The organism is Kitasatospora sp. NPDC086009 (assembly GCF_044540385.1).
In the GTDB taxonomy this organism is placed as follows: Bacteria; Actinomycetota; Actinomycetes; order Streptomycetales; family Streptomycetaceae; genus Kitasatospora.
In genome coordinates this window covers 822,319-841,680 of the sequence record NZ_JBITSA010000001.1, presented here as the reverse complement: position 1 = coordinate 841,680, position 19,362 = coordinate 822,319, and the positions used below count along the sequence as shown (strand labels likewise).

At 74.8% G+C, this 19,362-nt stretch carries 15 protein-coding genes; 12 read left to right on the top strand and 3 right to left on the bottom strand.

Annotated elements, in window-relative coordinates:
* Positions 1-304: 304 nt before the first annotated feature.
* The 3 genes from pdhA to ACIF6L_RS03895 are packed head-to-tail and all read left to right on the top strand — an operon-like array spanning position 305 to position 3,878.
* On the top strand, positions 305-1,459 hold the full coding sequence (gene pdhA, locus ACIF6L_RS03905; protein WP_380388867.1) for a pyruvate dehydrogenase (acetyl-transferring) E1 component subunit alpha: 1,155 nt from the start codon (positions 305-307) through the stop codon (positions 1,457-1,459).
* The gene (locus tag ACIF6L_RS03900; RefSeq protein WP_329488754.1) at positions 1,459-2,433 is read left to right on the top strand and encodes an alpha-ketoacid dehydrogenase subunit beta; all 975 of its coding nucleotides are present in this window, start codon (positions 1,459-1,461) and stop codon (positions 2,431-2,433) included. The genes pdhA and ACIF6L_RS03900 overlap by 1 nt, the downstream gene beginning before the upstream one ends.
* A gap of 14 nt (positions 2,434-2,447) precedes the next feature.
* A complete protein-coding gene (locus ACIF6L_RS03895; protein WP_396486055.1) occupies positions 2,448-3,878 on the top strand; it encodes a dihydrolipoamide acetyltransferase family protein in 1,431 nt (476 codons plus the stop codon).
* A 95-nt stretch (positions 3,879-3,973) separates the two neighbouring features.
* Here the strand turns inward: ACIF6L_RS03895 and ACIF6L_RS03890 are convergent, their stop codons facing one another.
* The gene (locus ACIF6L_RS03890; protein WP_359838600.1) at positions 3,974-4,363 is read right to left on the bottom strand and encodes a hypothetical protein; all 390 of its coding nucleotides are present in this window, start codon (positions 4,361-4,363) and stop codon (positions 3,974-3,976) included.
* 215 nt (positions 4,364-4,578) lie between these two features.
* Between ACIF6L_RS03890 and ACIF6L_RS03885 the strand changes: the two genes are divergently transcribed.
* The 3 genes from ACIF6L_RS03885 (at position 4,579) to ACIF6L_RS03875 (ending at position 8,858) form a co-directional block, all read left to right on the top strand.
* The gene (locus tag ACIF6L_RS03885) at positions 4,579-5,811 is read left to right on the top strand and encodes a benzoate/H(+) symporter BenE family transporter (protein ID WP_396486054.1); all 1,233 of its coding nucleotides are present in this window, start codon (positions 4,579-4,581) and stop codon (positions 5,809-5,811) included.
* 337 nt (positions 5,812-6,148) lie between these two features.
* The gene (locus ACIF6L_RS03880; RefSeq protein ID WP_359808963.1) at positions 6,149-7,381 is read left to right on the top strand and encodes a M64 family metallopeptidase; all 1,233 of its coding nucleotides are present in this window, start codon (positions 6,149-6,151) and stop codon (positions 7,379-7,381) included.
* A 61-nt stretch (positions 7,382-7,442) separates the two neighbouring features.
* On the top strand, positions 7,443-8,858 hold the full coding sequence (locus tag ACIF6L_RS03875) for a nitrate/nitrite transporter (protein WP_396486053.1): 1,416 nt from the start codon (positions 7,443-7,445) through the stop codon (positions 8,856-8,858).
* Between the two features lie 75 nt (positions 8,859-8,933).
* Here the strand turns inward: ACIF6L_RS03875 and ACIF6L_RS03870 are convergent, their stop codons facing one another.
* Positions 8,934-9,755 (bottom strand): maleylpyruvate isomerase family mycothiol-dependent enzyme, encoded by an 822-nt coding sequence (locus ACIF6L_RS03870; RefSeq protein WP_359808961.1) that lies wholly within the window; start codon positions 9,753-9,755, stop codon positions 8,934-8,936.
* A gap of 172 nt (positions 9,756-9,927) precedes the next feature.
* Between ACIF6L_RS03870 and ACIF6L_RS03865 the strand changes: the two genes are divergently transcribed.
* The 3 genes from ACIF6L_RS03865 (at position 9,928) to ACIF6L_RS03855 (ending at position 12,740) form a co-directional block, all read left to right on the top strand.
* Positions 9,928-10,725: a carbon-nitrogen family hydrolase gene (locus tag ACIF6L_RS03865; RefSeq protein ID WP_329488748.1), complete on the top strand. Its 798-nt coding sequence runs from the start codon at positions 9,928-9,930 to the stop codon at positions 10,723-10,725.
* 158 nt (positions 10,726-10,883) lie between these two features.
* Positions 10,884-11,978, top strand: a complete 1,095-nt coding sequence (locus tag ACIF6L_RS03860; RefSeq protein WP_359808959.1) for a GntR family transcriptional regulator — start codon at positions 10,884-10,886, stop codon at positions 11,976-11,978.
* A 114-nt stretch (positions 11,979-12,092) separates the two neighbouring features.
* Complete coding sequence (locus tag ACIF6L_RS03855) at positions 12,093-12,740, top strand: hypothetical protein (RefSeq protein WP_329488746.1); 648 nt, start codon at positions 12,093-12,095, stop codon at positions 12,738-12,740.
* 129 nt (positions 12,741-12,869) lie between these two features.
* Here the strand turns inward: ACIF6L_RS03855 and ACIF6L_RS03850 are convergent, their stop codons facing one another.
* A complete protein-coding gene (locus ACIF6L_RS03850; RefSeq protein WP_380388881.1) occupies positions 12,870-13,655 on the bottom strand; it encodes an SLATT domain-containing protein in 786 nt (261 codons plus the stop codon).
* A gap of 473 nt (positions 13,656-14,128) precedes the next feature.
* On the opposite strand from ACIF6L_RS03850, the gene purD reads away from it, so the two are divergent.
* From purD to ACIF6L_RS03835, 3 genes are all read left to right on the top strand, one after another.
* Positions 14,129-15,376, top strand: a complete 1,248-nt coding sequence (gene purD / locus ACIF6L_RS03845) for a phosphoribosylamine--glycine ligase (RefSeq protein WP_329488745.1) — start codon at positions 14,129-14,131, stop codon at positions 15,374-15,376.
* 543 nt (positions 15,377-15,919) lie between these two features.
* Complete coding sequence (locus ACIF6L_RS03840; RefSeq protein WP_396486052.1) at positions 15,920-17,503, top strand: hypothetical protein; 1,584 nt, start codon at positions 15,920-15,922, stop codon at positions 17,501-17,503.
* 220 nt (positions 17,504-17,723) lie between these two features.
* The gene (locus ACIF6L_RS03835) at positions 17,724-19,265 is read left to right on the top strand and encodes a N,N-dimethylformamidase beta subunit family domain-containing protein (protein WP_396486051.1); all 1,542 of its coding nucleotides are present in this window, start codon (positions 17,724-17,726) and stop codon (positions 19,263-19,265) included.
* The last annotated feature ends 97 nt before the right edge of the window (positions 19,266-19,362 follow it).

Genomic DNA, 19,362 nt, shown 5'->3' with positions numbered 1-19,362 from the left:
GTCGAAAGCGATGCCGGTAACCCCCTTACGAACGGGGCTCCGCCCGGATAACGTGCGCAGGTGTCCTGAAGGCGACCGAATTGAGAGCTGCGCCACACCCGCAGTTGTAGGCCCTGAACAAGTAGGACGTCCTAGCGCAAGCGCGCCAAGGGCTGCCGCTGGGTAACGTTCTCGTGAGGGACGCCGTCGGAACAGGATCACCACCTGCCTTGCAGCCGGTGCGCACACCCACGCGCGCCCCGCGAGGCGGTGACCGGACCGGTCACCGGCGACCCCGGGCGGCCGGACAGACCGAGGAGTGAACGTGACCGTCAAAAGCACGGCGAGGGCCCGCAAGAAGGCGGCCCCCGGCGTCCCTGACACCCTCCGCGCCACGGGTACGGACGCCCAGCCGGAGCTCGTACAGCTGCTCACCCCGGAAGGCGAGCGGATCGAGCACCCGGACTACCCGCTCACCACCACCCCGGACGAGCTGCGCGCCCTCTACCGCGACCTGGTGCTGGTGCGCCGGTTCGACGCCGAGGCCACCGCGCTGCAGCGCCAGGGCGAGCTGGGCCTGTGGGCCTCGCTGCTCGGCCAGGAGGCCGCCCAGGTCGGCTCCGGGCGGGCCATGCGCACCGGTGACTACGCCTTCCCCACCTACCGCGAGCACGGCGTGGCCTGGTGCCGCGACGTGGACCCGCTGAACCTGCTCGGCATGTTCCGCGGCGTGAACCACGGCGGCTGGGACCCGAACGAGAAGAACTTCCACCTGTACACCATCGTGATCGGCGCGCAGACCCTGCACGCCACCGGCTACGCGATGGGCATCACCAAGGACGGCGCGGACGACGCGGTGATCGCCTACTTCGGCGACGGCGCCTCCAGCCAGGGCGACGTCAACGAGGCCTTCACCTTCGCCTCGGTCTACAACGCCCCGGTGGTCTTCTTCTGCCAGAACAACCAGTGGGCGATCTCCGAGCCCACCACCACCCAGACCAAGATCCCGCTGTACCGCCGCGCCTCCGGCTTCGGCTTCCCCGGCGTCCGGGTCGACGGCAACGACGTGCTGGCCTGCCTGGCGGTCACCCGCTGGGCGCTCGACCACGCCCGCAGCGGCAACGGTCCGGTGCTGATCGAGGCGTTCACCTACCGGATGGGCGCGCACACCACCTCCGACGACCCCACCCGCTACCGCCCCTCCGAGGAGACCGAGGCCTGGAAGGCCAAGGACCCGATCACCCGGCTCCGGGCGCTCCTGGAGAAGGAGGGCCTGGCCGAGGAGGAGTTCTTCGCCTCGATCGAGGCCGAGAGCGAGCAGCTGGGGCTGCGGGTGCGCGAGGGCGTGCGCACCATGCCGGACCCGGACCCGACCCTGATCTTCGACCACGTCTACGCCGAGCCGCACACACTGGTCGATGAGGAACGGGCCGAGTACGTCGAGTACGCGGCCTCCTTCGAGGCGGGGGAGAACCTCTGATGGCCGCTCAGCTCAGCATCGCGAAGGCGCTCAACGAGGCGCTGCGCAAGTCGCTGGAGAACGACCCGAAGACGCTCCTGATGGGCGAGGACATCGGCAAGCTCGGTGGCGTCTTCCGGATCACCGACGGCCTGCAGAAGGACTTCGGCGACAGCCGGGTGATCGACTCCCCGCTCGCCGAGTCCGGCATCGTCGGCACCGCGATCGGCCTCGCGCTGCGCGGCTACCGCCCGGTGGTGGAGATCCAGTTCGACGGGTTCGTCTACCCGGCCTTCGACCAGATCGTCTCCCAGCTGGCCAAGATGCACGCCCGCGCGCTCGGGCACGTCAAGATGCCGGTCACCATCCGCATCCCGTACGCGGGCGGCATCGGCGCGGTCGAGCACCACAGCGAGTCGCACGAGGCGTACTTCGCGCACACCGCCGGTCTGCGGGTGGTCTCGCCGTCCAGCGCGCACGACGCGCACTGGATGCTGCGCCAGGCCATCGAGTCGGACGACCCGGTGATCTTCCTGGAGCCCAAGCGCCGCTACTGGGACAAGGGCGAGGTCGGCGACGCCGCCGACCTGGGCCTGTACGACGCCCGGATCGTGCGCCCCGGCACGGACGCGACGCTGATCGCCTACGGCCCGATGGTCAAGGTCTGCCTGGAGGCCGCCGCGGCCGCCGAGGAGGACGGCCGCCGGCTGGAGGTCGTCGACCTGCGCTCGCTCTCCCCGGTGGACTTCGCCGCTCTGGAGGAGTCGGTCAAGCGGACCGGCCGCGGCATCGTGGTGCACGAGGCGCCGGTCTTCCTGGGCATGGGCGCCGAGCTGGCCGCCCGGCTGACGGAGCGGTGCTTCTACCACCTGGAGGCGCCGATCCTGCGGGTCGGCGGCTACCACGCGCCGTACCCGCCGTCCCGGGTCGAGGAAGCCTTCCTGCCGGACCTGGACCGCGTGCTCGACGCCGTCGACCGCGCGCTCGCGTACTGAACCGGGGAGCGAAGATGACCACCGAAGTTCGCTCGCTCCGCGAGTTCAAGATGCCCGACGTGGGCGAGGGCCTCACCGAGGCCGAGATCCTCAGCTGGTCCGTGAAGCCCGGTGACACCGTGACGGACGGCCAGGTCGTCTGCGAGGTGGAGACCGCCAAGGCCGCCGTGGAGCTGCCGATCCCGTTCAACGGGGTGGTGGAGCGGCTGTTCTTCCCCGAGGGCGCGACGGTCGACGTCGGCACCGTGATCATCTCGGTCGCGGTGGCGGGGGAGGCGGGCGCCGCCGCTCCGGCCGCGGCCGCACCGGTCGCCCCGGTGGCCGCTCCCGCCGAGGCCGAGCCGGCCCGGCGCGAGGTGCTGGTCGGCTACGGTCCGCGGACCGGCGGTACCCAGCGCCGGGCCCGCCGGACCACCACGACCACCGTGGTCGCCCCGGCTCCGGCTCCGGCCGCTCCCGCGCCGGCCCCGGTGGCCGCCGCGCCGGTGGCTGCCGCGCCGGTGGTACCGGCCCAGCCCACCGGTGACCGGCCGTTGGCCAAGCCGCCGGTGCGCAAGCTCGCCAAGGACCTCGGCGTCGACCTGCGGGCCGTCACACCGACCGGCCCGGACGGCGTGGTCACCCGCGAGGACGTGCACGCGCACGCCGCCGCGGCGGCCGCCGTCGCGGCGCCCCCGGCCGAGCCGGCCGAGCCGGCCGCGGTGGCACCGGTGGAGCCGGTGGTCGTGGCGACCGCCGGCACCGGGGACGTCCGGGTGCCGATCAAGGGCGTCCGCAAGGCGACCGCGCAGGCGATGGTGGCCTCGGCCTTCACCGCCCCGCACGTCACCGAGTTCGTCCAGGTCGACGTCACCCGCACGATGAAGTTCGTCCGCCGGCTCAAGGAGAGCGGCGAGCTGGGCCGGGACATCCGGGTCAGCCCGCTGCTGCTGGTCGCCAAGGCGCTGCTGACCGCGATCAAGCGGCACCCCGAGATCAACGCCCAGTGGGACGAGGCGGCCCAGGAGATCGTCATCAGGGGCCAGGTGAACCTCGGCATCGCCGCGGCCACCCCGCGCGGCCTGATCGTCCCCAACATCAAGGACGCGGGCGGCCGCACGCTGTCCGGTCTGGCGGCCGCGCTCGGCGAGCTGATCGACACCGCCCGGCTGGGCAAGACCTCGCCGAACGACATGCAGGGCGGCACCGTCACCATCACCAACGTCGGCGTCTTCGGCGTCGACACCGGCACCCCGATCCTCAACCCGGGCGAGGCCGCGATCCTCGCCTTCGGCGCGGTCCGGGAGCTGCCGTGGGTGCACAAGGGCAAGGTGGTGCCGCGCCAGGTCACCACGCTGGCCCTCTCCTTCGACCACCGCCTGGTGGACGGCGAGCTGGGCTCCAGGGTGCTGGCCGACGTCGCCGCGCTGCTGGAGTACCCCAAGCGCCTGATCACCTGGGGCTGACCGGCCGGACCGAGGAGGGCCCTGCTCCGCACGACAGTGCGGAGCAGGGCCCTTCGGCCTTTCCGGACTCCGGACTCCGGACTCCGGACGAGCCCTTAGCGCGTGGCGCGCAGCCGGCGCCCGGCGTACCGGACGCCCAGGCCGAGCACGAGCAGCACGGCGCCGAGACCGGCCGTCAGGATCCCGACGGCGGTGCCGGTCGGGGCCTGCTCCGGCATGCCGGTCGGCCCGCCGGCGGTGGGGCCGAAGGCGGGCGCGCCGACGGCGGCCCCCGGAGCGCCGAGGGTCGCCGCCGGGGCGGGCGGTCCGGACACCTGCCGGACGGCCGACGTGCCGGGGCCGGGCCCGTGGGCCGAGGCGGTGTCGGGGGCGAGCAGGTGCACGGAGCCGGCCAGGACGACGGCGACGGCGACGGTCGCGAGCCGGCGGCGGGTGGAGCGCGGGCGGGCGTTCTTCGCAGAAGTGGAGAAAACAGGCATGCGCACGACGTGACTCCCCGCAGTCATGAAGCCGATGGTGGGTGGAGGTGGCCGGTCCTGCCCCCGTCGGCCGGTAGCGCCCCCCGGCGCTTCCCGGCTCGCTCTCCAGCCCTCCACTTCCAAGGACGCGCGGCCCCGCCGGAGGTTGCGGGTGGATCCGGAAGTCCTCCGGGATTCTTCGAAAGGCCCGCCGCCGGTGCCCGCTCCGCGATACTGCCGCCATGGCAGAGGAGCTGATAACCCGTTCGGCGGACAGTCGGACCGACCCCGAGGAGCGCCGCTCGCTGCGGCGGGACGTCTCCCTCCCCGCCCTCCTGGCCGGGCTGGTGTGCATCGCGGTGTCGTTCTCCGGCCCGCTGGTGGTGGTGCTCGCGGCGGCGTCGGCCGGGCGGCTGGACGAGGCGCACACGGCCTCCTGGATCTGGGCGGTGGCCATCGGCAGCGGGCTGCCCGGTCTGCTGCTCAGCTGGTGGACCAGGACGCCGGTGATCACCGCCTGGTCCACGCCGGGCGCCGCGCTGCTGGTCACCAGCCTCGGCGCGTACCCCTACCGGGAGGCGGTCGGCGCCTTCCTGGTGAGCGGGGTGCTGGTGACCCTGTTCGGTGTCACCGGGCTGTTCGGCCGGCTGATCGCCGCGATCCCGGCCGGGATCGTCAACGCGATGCTGGCGGGCATCCTGTTCTCCTTCGGCGCCGGCATCTTCGGCGCCGTCCACGGCGCGCCCGCCCTGGTGCTCGGCAGCTTCGCGGCCTTCCTGCTGGCGAAGCGGCTGGCGCCGCGGTACGCCGTACCGGTCGCGCTGCTGGCCGGCGGGGTGCTGGCGGCGGTCACCGTCGGGCTGCCGGTGCGCCTCGGGTCCGGCGGGCCGACCGTGCCGGTGTTCACCGTGCCGGCCTTCTCCGGGCCGGCCATGGTGGGGCTGGCGCTGCCGCTCACCATCGTGGCGCTGGCCTCGCAGAACGCCCCCGGGCTGGGCGTGATGCGGGCCTTCGGCTACCAGCCGGACGACCGGCTGCTGATCGGGGCCACCGGCGGGGTCTCCGTCCTGCTGGCGCCGTTCGGCTCGCCCGGGGTGAACCTGGCCGCGATCACCGCGGCGATCTGCGCCGGGCCGGAGAGCCACCCCGATCCGCGGCGCCGCTACGTCGCCGGAATGTCGGCGGGTCTGCTCTACGTGCTGGTGGGCAGTTTCGGTGGGCTGCTGGTGAGCCTGTTCACCGGTCTGCCGAAGGAGCTGATCGCGGTGATCGCCGGGGTCGCCCTGCTGGCCTCGCTCCAGGGGAGCCTGGCCGCGGCCGTCGCCGACGAGGGCGGGCGGGACGCGGCGGTGGTGACCTTCCTGGCCTCGGCCTCCGGGATGAGCCTGCTCGGCATCGGCTCGGCGTTCTGGGGGCTGCTGCTCGGGCTGGGCACCCATCTGGTGCTCCGGGCGGGGCCGAAGCGGCGCGGCTGAGGCGTTGCGCGGCCGGGGCGCCCCAGGCCGGTGGTGTGCTCGGCCGGTGGAGTGCTCGCCCGGTGGAGTGCTCGCCCGGTGGAGTGCTCGGCCGGTGGTGTGCTCGGCCGGGGGCCACGGGGTGGGCCGGCTCCGCCGGAGGCGGCGCTGGTGGGTCACGGGCCATCCGGATCATCCACCTGATCGGACTCATAGGTATGACTGGGGTGATCCGGGTCGTTCGGCCAGGGCGGTGACATTTTCGCCGGACGGTGAGGGTGACACGCCGGTCCGGGTACGTCTTCGCGTCCACCACCCGGGCGACGCCGGGTGACCGGATCCCCGAGGACGCACCCGTATGCCGCCTGGCAACCCTGGCCGGCTCGTCCGGAGTCTGGCCGCGCTCGTGCTGGTGTCCACCGCCGTACTGCCCGCCGCCCTGGAGCTGGCCGGCCCCTCGCCCTTCGGGGTGATCGGGCCGGGTGCCCCCGCCGACCGGGCGGTGCCGCCGCACACCGCCCAGCGGGCCGACCTCCGCGCGGCCGGCGCCGCCCCGACCGTCGACATAAGGCGGACCGGGGACCCGGCGAACCGGATCACGCTGGTGCTGCTCGGCGACGGCTACAGCGCGGACGAGCAGGAGCTCTTCCGCGCCCAGGCCGACCGGGCCTGGCGGGCGCTGATGGAGATCGAGCCGTTCCGCAGCTACCAGGGGTTCTTCAACATAAGGCGGGTCGAGGTCGTCTCGGCGGACTCCGGCATCGCCGAGACCGAGAGCCGGGGCCGAAACCCCGGGACCCCGCTCGGCATGCACTTCTGGTGCGAGGGCACCGCCCGGCTGCTCTGCGCCGACGAGGCCGCCACCGCGCGCTACGCCGGCGAGGGCGACGGCCCGCAGTACCTGATCGCGCTGGCCAACTCCAGCGAGTACGGGGGTGCCGGCGGCACCGGGGTGACCACCCTGGCCGGCGGCAGCCCGGACGCGGGGCGGATCATCCAGCACGAGATAGGGCACACCGTGGGCGACCTCGGTGACGAGTACGACAGCGCGCCGGACGACGCCGACTACCCCAACCTCGCCACCGAGAACGCCGACGACATGCGCCGCAAGCAGACCAAGTGGTGGCGCTGGCTGGGCGCGGAGTCCCCGGACGGCGGCGGCACGATCGGCGCCTACCGCAGCGCCAACGGGATCTACCGGCCCACCCAGGACTCGGTGATGCGCACCCTCGGCGGGGCCTACAACCTGCCCTCGCGGGAGGCGATCATCGAGGAGATCTACCGCCGGATCCGGCCGACCGACACACCCGTGCCCGCCCCGGGCGAGGTGACCGGCCGCCCCCGGCTGGAGGTCCGGCCGCTGCCGCTGGTCGGGACCCGCGCGCTGCAGGTGGACTGGAAGGTGGACGGCGCCGCGGTGGAGCCGCAGGCGCCGGACCGCAGCTGGCTGGACACCGCCGCGCTGAACCTGTCCCCGGGGCAGAGCGCCACCGTCACGGCCACCGTCCGGGACACCACCGACTGGGTCCGGGACGAGGCCTTCCGCGACCGCTACATGACCAGGACGGTCTCCTGGACGGTCACCGGCTGAGCCGGGCCCGCCCCGCCCCGGACCGAGGGTCGAATGATGGGATGACTAATCTGGGGACACTATGTCCGTGGAGCCCGCCAGTTCAGCCCGCCCCCTGTCCGTTCCCGCTCCCCCGGCCGCCGCCGGGCCGACGCCCCCGGCGGCCCCCGTGCCCCCGGCGGCCCTCGTGCCCCCGGCCACCGGGATCCCGGCGCCGCCCGGTGGCCGGGCCGCCTGGCTGGCCTGGTCCATCGGCGTCAGCGTGTACGTCCTCGCGGTGATCCACCGGACCAGTCTCGGGGTGGCCGGGCTGGACGCCGCCGACCGCTTCGCGATCGGCGCCTCCGCGCTCTCCACCTTCTCGATCCTCCAGGTGCTGGTCTACGCGGCGATGCAGATACCGGTCGGCCTGCTGGTCGACCGGTTCGGCCCGCGCCGGGTGCTGCTGCTCGGCGTCCTGCTGCTGAGCGCCGGGCAGCTCGCCTTCGCGTTCTCCTCCTCCTTCGGGCCGGCGCTGGCCTCCCGGGCGGTGCTCGGCTGCGGTGACGCGATGACCTTCATCAGCGTGCTGCGGATCGCCGCGCGCTGGTTCCCGGCCGCGAAGAACCCGTTCGTCGCCCAGCTGACCGGTCTCGCCGGGATGGGCGGGAACCTGGTCACCACCGTCGTCCTCGCCGACGCCCTGCACCGGGAGGGCTGGACCCCGACCTTCACCGCGATCGCGCTGCTCGGAGTGGCGGTGTTCGCGCTGGTCGCGCTCTTCCTGCGGGAGGCTCCGGCGGGCGCGCCGCAGCGGGCCGCGGCCGCCGGGCCGGGGGGCGCGCCGCTCCGGCCGGGCGTGGGCCGGCAGGTCCGGCTGGCGTGGTCGGAGCCCGGCACCAGGCTCGGCCTCTGGGTGCACTTCACCACCCAGTTCCCCGGCAACGCCTTCGGCCTGCTCTGGGGGATGCCCTACCTGGTGGAGGCCCAGGGCATGTCGCGCACCGCGGCGGGCGGGCTGCTGACCCTGCTGGTGCTCGCCAACATGTCCTTCGGCCTCCTCTTCGGCCGGGTGCTCTCGCGCACCGCCCGGGCCCGGATGCCGATCGTGCTCACCGTGATCGCCGCCACCGCGCTCGGCTGGGCGCTGGTGCTGGCCTGGCCGGGCGGGCACCCGCCGCTCTGGCTGCTGGTCGGGATCATCCTGGTGATGGGCAGCAACGGCCCGGCCTCGCTGGTCGGTCTGGACTACGCCCGTGCGCGCAACCCCGTGGAGCGGCTCGGCACCGCCTCCGGGATCGTCAACATGGGCGGCTTCATCGGCACGATGATCACCCTGTTCGGCATCGGCGTCCTCCTGGACGCCCTCACCCCGGCCGGCACCGGCGGCTACTCCGCCGACGCCTTCCGCTGGGCCTTCTGCTGGCTCTACGTGCCGCTCGCGGCGGGCACCCTGATGATCCTGCGGCTGCGGCGCAAGGTCGCCGAGCGGGAGCGGGGCGCGGCGGCGGGCGTCTGACGGCCCGCCTCCGACAGCCGGCCGGCCGTTCGGCACGGCCCGCGCGGCCGGGGCCGTGCGGGCCGCGCCGGGTCGTCAGACCGTGACGGCGAAGTTGGCCAGCACCCGCGAGGCCAGCTCCTGGTCGCCCTCGACGGTGACCGGGCCCGGGCGGCCGCGGCCGCAGGCGAGCCGGGCGTACGTCTCCCAGTCCATCGTGAGCTGTACGTCGGGGGCGAGGCTGATCGACTCGTCGACCGTGCCGCGGCCGGCGGCGTCGACCCGGACGGTGCGCAGGAACTCGACCGGGCCGGTGACGTCCAGCACCAGGGCCGTCCCGGCCGGGGCGCCGGCCCGGTGGGCGACGGCCTTGGGCAGCGACTCCAGCAGCACGTCCCGGGCGAGCAGCGCGGCCGGGGAGGCCAGGTTGCCCGGCACCGCGAGGGCCCGGCGGAGGTCCTGCTCGTGCACCCAGACGTCGAAGGCCCGGTGGCGCAGCAGCTCGTGGTACGGCAGGTCGCGGCTGAGCGGGCCGCCCGGGAAGCGGACCGGCTCGGACGGGGTCTGCCGGGCGTTGCGCAGCGCCCGGGAGCGGCGGATGATCGTGTACTCCAGCTCGCCGGTCATCTCCAGCGCGGTGTGGCAGCGGCGCTTGTCGACCGGCAGCTCGATGTAGCGGGCGAACTCGGTGGTGACGTGGCGCAGGTCGCGGGGGAGCGAGTGGATCGGGCGCGGGTCGCCGAGCAGCTCGGACTCGACGGCGATGACGTGCGAGACGATGTCCCGGACCGACCAGCCGGGGCACTCGGTGGCCCGGTTCCAGGAGCCCTCCGGGAGAGGGGCCACCAGCTCCGATATCGATTCGATGGACTGCGTCCACGCCTCGGTGTAAGCCTGCACGGTCTGGTTGTCCGTCACGGGAATCTCCGGCCCTCCGTCAGCTGCCTTGCCACGCGCGCCCTGTTTTCGGGTCGGACGGGAAAGTCCGGCTTCCGGGCGCACACGCTAACCGCACGTTACGCTGCCGGGTGAGAACAGGGCAGCGCTTTCGAGTGACGATCGTAGGACTCTTGCCGTGGACGGTGGTACTGTGCGCGCTTCATTGATCCAACTCGCGGTCTCCGACGCCGAGCCGCCCGCCGAGCGGCGGGCCCGCGCGGCGGCCCTGGTCCGTGCCCAGCAGGGGGCCGACCTGGTGGTCCTGCCGGAGCTGTGGGCGCTGGGCGGTTTCGCGTACGACCTCTGGTCGGACGGCGCCGAGGCGCTGGACGGGCCCACCTCGGACGCGATGGCCGCCGCCGCGAAGGCGGCCGGGGTCTGGCTGCACGCCGGGTCGATCGTCGAGCGCGACCCGGACGGGCCGATCTACAACACCTCGCTGCTGTTCGCCCCGGACGGCGAGCTGGTGCACACCTACCGCAAGATCCACCGCTTCGGCTTCGACAGCGGCGAGGCGGTGGTGATGGGCGCCGGGCAGGAGATCGTCACCGCCGCCACCGACTTCGCCACGCTCGGCCTGGCGACCTGCTACGACCTGCGGTTCCCCGAGCTGTTCCGGGCGCTGCTGGACGCGGGCGCCCAGCTGATGGTGGTGCCGGCGGCCTGGCCGGCGCGGCGGCGCGAGCACTGGACGCTGCTGAGCCGGGCCCGCGCGGTCGAGGAGCAGGCCTACGTCCTGGCCTGCAACACCGCCGGGACGCACGGCGGGGTCGAGCAGGCCGGCCACAGCATCGTGGTGGACCCGTGGGGCCGGGTGCTGGCCGAGGCGGGCGCCGGCGAGGAGGTGCTGACCGTGGACTTCGACCCCGCGGAGGTGGGCAAGGCCCGCGCCGAGTTCCCGGTCCACCGGGACCGGTTGCTGGGCATCCCGGCCCCCGTCCAGCGGTGACGCCCCCGGCCGGGTGAGCGGGGCTTTCCGGGGCATACGGGAGGCTTGTACGGGGCGGCGGCATTTTTGAGAAGATGAGCCTTCGTCGTGTTACCCGCCGTTCTTCAGCCGGCCTGTCCCGAGGCAGACCGTCGAGCCTGCCCGAGGAGGTCGCGCGCATGTACGGCACCGGCGCAGGCGACACCAGCACCGTGATCCAGCGCAACAGCCTGCGCGAGCAGATCGCCGGCGCGCTGCGCGAGGAGATGATGGCCGGCCGGCTGGCGGCCGGCCGCAACTTCACCGTCAAGGAGATCGCCGAGCTGTACGGCGTCTCCGCGACCCCGGCCCGCGAGGCGCTGGTGGACCTCGGCGCGCAGGGGCTGCTCCGGGCCGAGCACCACCGCGGCTTCACGGTGCCCGAGTTCGGCTGGGCCGACTTCCTGGAGATCTTCGAGTCCCGGGTGCTGCTCACCGACAGCTGCTTCCGCCAGCTCGCGGTCCGCCCGGCGACGCCGGACGCCGCCCGGCTGCCCTCGCTGCGCCGCCGGGCGGACGCGGCGGTCGGTGCGGTCCGGGCGGGCAACCTGGACGTCATGGTGGGCTGCGACCGCCGGTTCTGGCAGGAGGTCGCCGGACTGCTCGGCAACCGCCGGATCGGGGACTACCTGGACTGGCTCCGGGTGCAGTCCTGGATGTTCGCCGCGCCGTACCTGCGGGCGATGCCGACGCTGGGCGGGTTCTGCTGGGACCGCCACGTCGAGCTGGTCGAGGCGATCGAGCGGGAGGACCTCGCGGGCGCGCACCGGATCGTCTGCGAGTACAACCTGTTCACCGTGCGGGCGCTGGCCGGGCTGACCGGGGAGTCGGAGGAGTCGGTGGGGGTGCTGCCGCTGCTGACCGCCGGGCTCGACGCGGCGCCGGTGGCCGCGCCGCCGGCCGCCCGGTCGGGTGGGCCGGGGCCGTCCGGACCCGCTCCCTCACCGGTGCCGGCCGGCAGGTCTTCCGTTCCTTCCGTCCCTTCGGTCCCTTCGCCGGTGTCGGCGGGTCCGGAGGCGGGCCGCAGGCCGGAGCCGCAGCGGGCGGCGGAGGGCGGCCGCGGCCGCGAACGGGAGCTGGGCCGGGAGCTCGGCCGCGAGCTGGGGCTGGGCCTCGGCCTGGTGCCGCAGCCGCGTTCGGTGCCGTACGGGCGCTTCGGCCGCCGGCCGGCCGACCCGTCGGCCGGCCAACTGTCCGAGGGGCGGCCCGGCCCGCACCGCGCGCCGGGCCGGTAGGGTGGGCGGTCGTCGCCCCGGGCGGTCCCCGTACCGACCGTCCGGACCCCGACCCGCCCATCCGTCACCCGCTCGCGCGGGCGACTCCGCCGCCCGGAGAGGAAGAGCCGGCCCATGGCCTGCGACCTCTGGCTCGTCCCGCTCGTGGACGTGCTGAGCCACAGCCCCGACAACCCCTTCCGGGACGATCTCGCGCTGTACAACGCCGTGTTGACCGCGCACGGGCTGCCCGAGGTGCCGGTCTACCAGTTCGTCCCGGGGATAAGCGGGGCGGTCGAGCCGATAGCCGCCTTCGACTACGACTCGCTGCACTTCCTGCGCCGCGCCTACCTGCTGGGCCTGACCGGCCTGGACATCACGCCGGTGGACGCGCTCGGCGGCGACTACGAGCAGCTGCTGGAGATGTTCGAGAGCAGCGCGGAACACTCGCACCTGGTCTGGCACTTCGACCACGCCGGGGCCTACGTGCCGATCGAGTTCGCGGCTCCGCTGGTGGACGACGCGCTGCTCGCCTCCGGCGGTCCGCTGGGCTCCAGCCACGGGCTGCTGCGCGAACTCCAGGCCATCGCCCCGGCGCTGGACATCGACCCGGCCGACCCGCCGGACCCGACCCGGCCGCTCGGCCCGACCGGCCTGGAGCAGCCGTTCGGCCCGCCGCTGGACGACCTGCACCCCTTCGCCCGGGAGCGGCACGCCTGGGCGGGCCTGTACGCGGCGGCCACCCGCAGCCTCACCCAGGGCTCGATGATCGTCTTCGCCTGAGCCGACGGGCCCGCGAGCCACCCGGCTCCGCGGGCCCGTCGGTCTGCGGGCCCGCCGACGTCCGGGCCCGCGAAGAACGTCCGAGTCCGCGAGCGTCCGGGGCTCGGAGGCCTCCGCGCGCCGTCCCCGCTACCGCAGCGGGCCCTCCGGCGGCCGCTGGCGCGGCATGGTGGGCCGGGTGCCCGGCGGGGGCAGGATCCGCACCTGGGCGCCGATTCCCGACTCGCTGCGGCCGCCCCAGCTGCCGGAGGCCTGGGTGGGCAGCTGGGTCATGCCCGCGCGGAACTCCAGCATCCACTCCGAGGTCTCGGTGCGGACCATGTCCGAGACGTCCTCGCAGAACCGCCGCAGCACCCCGAGGCAGCGCTCGGCCGCCTCGCCCGCGGTGCCCTCGGTGGGGCCGAGCACCTCCCGCACGCACTCCGACGCCCAGTCGAACTGGAAGGCCTCCAGGCGGCGTTGCAGCGCCTGCGCGGTGGAGACGTCCCGCATCCAGCCAGAGGTCAGCCCGAACGCCCGGTCGGCGCCGTAGCAGGCCGCGGCGAGCGCCAGGCCGACGTAGCCCCAGCTGGTGGCGTTCGCGACGGTGCCGGTGAGGTCCACCAGCGGCGCGGTGACGCCGCCCACCACGAAGCCGGCCGTGCCGAACCTCAGCAGACGTGCCCAGCGGCGCTTCCAGACCCGGTCCCGGCGGTACCAGTCGATCGCCTCGACCGCCCGCTCCTCGGACCAGCGGTAGAGCTCCTCCAGCCGCTCGGCGGGCTCGCCCCAGTCCCCGAGGGGGAACTGGCGGGCGCTCAGATCGGCCCGGCGACGCGTGTCGGCCCGGGGCGCGACTGCGGCGGGGGGCGGGTCCTCCTCGCCGATCTCCTTGCCCCAGGCACTCTCCTCGGGCTGCATTTCCGGCTGGCTCACCTGTGGGGCTCCCTGTGGCGGGCGGACTGCTGGGTCTGACATCGCGTCCTCCAACGCGTCCTCCTGACAAGTCATCGACCTGATGGGCCGTGAAACGCCGGACGACGGATCGGAACACACGGCGCCCCCGGGCGAGTGTGGGTGCCCCGGGACGGCGTACCGGCCGGTGGCCGGCGGTTGTCCATCAGCACTTCTTACCGCCAAATGGCTGACCGTGGGGGCGCTTCACCAATGATCGTTACCGGATTCGGAGCCCGGATGCCGAGGTGAGGGGGTTGCGGCGGTCGGCGAGATTTCACCCGTCCGAGCGAGCCCCCGGTGACCCGCTGTCCTGACCCGGGCACCCCGGGTGCGCCGGCCACGTCCCGGCTTGGATGATCCTCCGAGGCCGGCGGCGTACGGACGGCTCCGCCTGGAGGTTCCGACGGGACCGGAGGGCGGCGCGAACCGGCCACCGACTACCCTTGCCAACCGTGAAGGTCCTCGTCATCGGCGGCGGCGCCCGCGAACACGCCCTGTGCCGCTCCCTGTCCCAAGATTCCGCCGTCACCGAGCTGCACTGTGCCCCGGGTAACGCCGGGATCGCGCAGGTGGCGACGGTCCACCCCGTCGACCAGCTGGACGGTGCGCAGGTCGCTGCGCTCGCCCGGCGGCTCGACGCCGACCTGGTCGTGGTCGGCCCGGAGGCCCCGCTCGTCGCGGGCGTCGCCGACGCCGTGCGCGCGGCCGGCATCCCGGTCTTCGGTCCGTCCGGCGAGGCCGCCCGGCTGGAGGGCTCCAAGGCGTTCGCCAAGGACGTCATGGCCGCCGCCGGGGTGCCCACCGCCCGCTCCTACCTCTGCACCACCCCCGCCGAGGCCGCCGAGGCACTGGACGCCTTCGGCGCGCCGTACGTGGTCAAGGACGACGGCCTGGCCGCCGGCAAGGGCGTCGTGGTCACCTCCGACCGCGAGGCCGCGCTGGCCCACGCCGCCTCCTGCGAGCGCGTGGTCATCGAGGAGTACCTGGACGGCCCCGAGGTCTCGCTGTTCGCGATCACCGACGGCACCACCGTCCTCCCGCTCCAGCCCGCGCAGGACTTCAAGCGCGCGCTGGACGGCGACGAGGGCCCGAACACCGGCGGCATGGGCGCCTACTCGCCGCTGCCGTGGGCGCCCGAGGGCCTGGTCGAGGAGGTCCTGGAGACCGTCCTGCAGCCCACCGTGGACGAGCTGCGCCGCCGGGGCACCGAGTTCTCCGGCCTGCTCTACGCCGGCCTGGCGCTGACCTCGCGCGGCACCCGGGTGATCGAGTTCAACGCCCGCTTCGGCGACCCGGAGACCCAGGTCGTGCTGGCCCGCCTGCGCACGCCGCTGGCGGCCGTCCTGCACGGCGCGGCCACCGGCGCGCTGGACCAGCTGGAGCCGCTGCGCTGGGACGACGGCGCCGCCGTCACCGTGGTGATCGCCTCCGAGGGCTACCCGGCGGCACCGCGCACCGGCGACGTGATCGAGGGCCTGGCGGAGGCCGAGGCCGCCGACGGCACCGCGTTCGTCCTGCACGCCGGCACCGCGGCGGACGAGGACGGCCGGGTGCTCAGCGCCGGTGGCCGGGTCCTCTCCGTCACCGCCACCGGCGTCGACCTCGCCGAGGCGCGCGGCCGGGCGTACGCGGCGGTCGACCGGATCAGCCTCAAGGGTGGTCAGCACCGCACCGACATCGCGCTCAAGGCCGCCCAGTAGCAGGGCTTTTCGCCGCGTTCCGGGGTGCTGCGTCCGAGGGGAAACAACCCCCATGGACGCAGCGCCCCGCGGCGTTTCCGGGCCGGGTGGCACGGGAGCGGTTCCGGGGCCGCCGCACCGTTCGGCGGCCGGAATCCAGCCCATCGAGTGACAGCGGCCGCATCCGGCTGACGCAACCGGCCGCCCGGCCTTATGGTGCGCTGGTCCGCGGTCCCGGGGGCCGCGTCGTGCGCGGCCGCACCGGGTAGCGGCGGTCGCGCGGGGGGATGCTGGACGGCGTCCGGCCGGACCGGCGCGCCCGGGCCGCATTGCACGGCGCGCGGCGCGGTCGTCCGGAATCCGGGCACCGTCACCGGGACGAGTGGAAACCGGGGCGATCCGGAACACCCACCCGGACAAGGGCGTCAAGAATGTCAGAAGCGCCACGCAGCATGTACTACCGGGATCGGACGCCGCCGATTCCCGGTCGGAACTGATCGTTTCGAGTCGGCTCAGGGCCCCGTCGCCGGGTGCCCGAGGGCTCCGAAGGGGGTGCCGCACCGTATGGCCGCTGTCGACACCGCGCGCGCTCACGCCCAAGCGGTCCTGCGGGTCCGGGGGATCGCCCTGGCCACCGCCGTACTGCCCGCCGCCGCGGCGGTGGTCCTGCTCGCGGGCCGGTTCACCGGCCGGCTCGGTGCGCCAGGCTCCGCCGACGCCGCCGCCTGGGACGCCGTCCGCTGGGTGGTCTGCGCGGTGGCCGCCGCCACCCTGCTGGTCGCGGGCCTGGCCGCCCGCGCCCACCGCAGGGCCGTCCCGCCGCAGACCCCGGTCGTCCCGCTCGACCGGGCCCAGGCCCCCGAGCTGTACCGGCTGATCGACGAGCTGGCCGACCGGCTGGCGGTCCCCGCGCCCTCGGCGATCGCCCTCACCCCGGACTGCGACAGCTGGCTGGAGGACGTCCCGCCGGGCCGTCCGGCCGACACCGGCCGCTCGTCGCGCCACTCGTCGCGCCACGAGCAGGACCCGCCCGCGCCGGTGCTGGTGATCGGCTCGCCGTTCCTCTGGTGGATGCGGGCCGGCGAGCTGCGGGCCCTGCTCGCCCCGGTGGTGGCCGGTACCGGGGCCGCCGCCGACCCGGACATCGCCGCCGCCCGCCGCTTCCTGCGCGGTCTGGACGCCAGCCTGGACGCCGCCCCCGGGCCCGGCGTGGTCGGCGCCCCCGCGCCCGCCGCCCCGCGCGGGCGCCGCGGCCCGGCCGCGCTGACCGACCGGATCACCCGCCGACTGCTCCGCGCCTGCCGGGCGCACTCCGCCGAGCTGGAGCGGGCCGTCGCCGGCTGGGCCTCCGAGCAGGCCCGGGCGGTCGACTACGGCCTGCGGATCGCCGCCCAGGAGCAGGTCGGCCTGGCCTACGCCGGCTGGGACCGGCTGCTCACCCGGGTCGCGCTGCCCGCCTGGCGGCTCGGCCGGCACCCCGCGCACCTCAACGCCGGGGTGGTCGCCGCGCTCACCGAGCTGTCCCGGCGCGACCGGCTGGCCGACGGGTACGGCAGCCGCCTCGGCGACCGCCCCGCCTGCGACCTGCTGGAGGAGCCCGGCACGGTGGACGAGGCGGTCTCGCTGCTCGCCGCCGAGCTGTTCTTCGGCCGCCCCGCCTCCGGCGCCTGGCGCGAGGTCGAGTGGACCGACTACCCGGCCGAGGTGGTGGACGCCGGCTGGCGGGCCCGCGCCACCGCGCTGCAGTCCGCGCTGGACCGGCTGGCCCCGCAGGCCCGCCCCGGCGCCCCGACGGTGACCAGGCTGCTCGGCCGGCTCGCCGAGGGCGGCGGCGAGCAGCTGGCGGCCGCGCTCACCGCCGAGCTGGCCCGGACCACGGCGCCCGCCCCGCTGCTCGAACCCGTCCGCACCGGGCGGGACCTGCTGGTCGACCACGTCACCGCGATGGTCTGCTGCGCCGCCGTCGACACCGCCGGGGCCACCCCGGGCCTGGACTGGCTGGACGGGCCGGTGCTGCTGATCGGCGGGGTGCGCCGCACCGATCTGGCCGGGCCGATCGCCCAGGCCGTCGAGCAGGGCCAGGACGGCCCGCTGCGGGCCTGGCTGGACGCCGCCGACGTCCGGCTGGAGAAGCCGGTCCGACTCTGAGCCCGGAGGGCGCTCGGTACCGGGGCTCGCGCCCCCGGGCCGGTCCCCGGTGGCAGGTCTTCGCAGGCCGGAGCCCCTCCACCGGCGGACCGGAAGATTCCCGGACACCAGTTGCTACCGATGGGTGACGCAGCGCCAGCACTCTGTGGTGTATTTGACCGCACGCACATCCGGGAGGCACATGCCGACCGGCGGAGGGTGCACCTTGTGGGAGGGGCGCGTGGGGACGGAACTCAACCGCCGCTGGGAGTCCGGAACGCACGCGTACAGCGTCTCCGACCCCTTCGGCCAGGGCCCGCTGCCCTGGCTCCGCAGCCCGGACCAGTACCTGGCCGGGGCCGAGGGCGCCGTCCCCTGGTACGTCTCGGTGGACGCACCGGGCCAGCAGCCGCTGGCCGGCGGTGCCAGACCGAAGCCGCCGGTCGGCACCCCGCAGGGGGCCAACGACGTGATGCAGCAGATCAAGGGGTTCGCCTCGGCGGGCGTGGTCCGCCCCGGCGGCTCGGTGGACTTCCGGGTCACCGTCAACCCGCCCCGCGAGTTCACCGTCGACGTCTACCGGATCGGCCACTACAGCGGCGACGGTGCCCACCACATGACGTCCAGCCCGCTGATCGCCGGACTGGCCCAGCCGGCCCCGCTGGTGGCCGGGCGGACGGTCTCCTGCCACCACTGGTGGCACTCCTGGCGGCTGCAGATCCCGACCCACTGGCGCCCCGGCGCCTACGTCGCCGTCCTGACCACCGCGGACATGCTGCACCGCAGCCACATCCCTTTCACCGTGCGGGACTTCGAGGACCAGGCACACGCCGCCGAGCTGCTCCTGGTGATCCCGGACGTGACCTGGCAGGCCTACAACCTCTTCCCCGAGGACGGCCGCAGCGGCGCCAGCCTGTACCACGCCTGGGACGACCGGGGCCGGCTGGTCGGCGAGCGGGACGCGGCCGTCACCGTCTCCTTCGACCGCCCGCACGCCACCGCGGGCCTGCCGCTGCACGTCGGCCACGCCTACGACTTCATCCGCTGGGCCGAGCGCTACGGCTACGACCTCTCCTACGCCACCGCCACCGACCTGCACGCCGGCCTGGTCGACCCGGCCCGGCACCGGGCGCTGGTCTTCCCCGGCCACGACGAGTACTGGTCGGAGCCGATGCGCCGGACGGTCGAGCGGGCCCGCGACGGCGGCACCTCGCTGGTCTTCCTCTCCGCCAACACCATGTACTGGCGGGTCGAGCTGAGCCCCGCGCCGTCCGGCGAGCCCAACCGGCTGCTCAACTGCCGCAAGCGGCAGAAGGTCGAGCCCGGCAGCCCGGCCACCGGGGTGGGCGGCGCCGCCAGCGCGCTCTGGCGGGACGCCGGCGAACCGGAGCAGCACCTGCTCGGTCTGCAGTACTCCGGCCGGGTCGCCTCCCCCGTCCCGCTGGTCGCCCGGCACACCGCGCACTGGCTCTGGGACGGCACCGGCGTCCAGGAGGGCGACGAGCTGCCCGGGCTGGTCGCCGGCGAGGCCGACCGGTACTACCCCAAGGTGGCGCTGCCCCGGCACACCGAGCGGGTGCTGCTCGCGCACTCCCCGTACCGGGACCTCGCCGGCCGCACCCGGTACCAGGAGACCTCGCTGTACCGGGCGCCGAGCGGCGCGTACGTCTTCGCCGCCGGGACGTTCGCGTGGTCGCCCGCGCTGGACCGGCCCGGACTCACCGACGAGCGGATCCAGCGGGCCACCGCCAACCTGCTGGACCGCCTCTGCAAGAACGCCTGAGGGCGCCCGGCCGGGGCCCCGACGGGCGTTCGTGACAGACTCGGGTCCACTGACCTCCCCTTTCGCGCCGCACGCCCGCGAACGACCCCTGAGGACT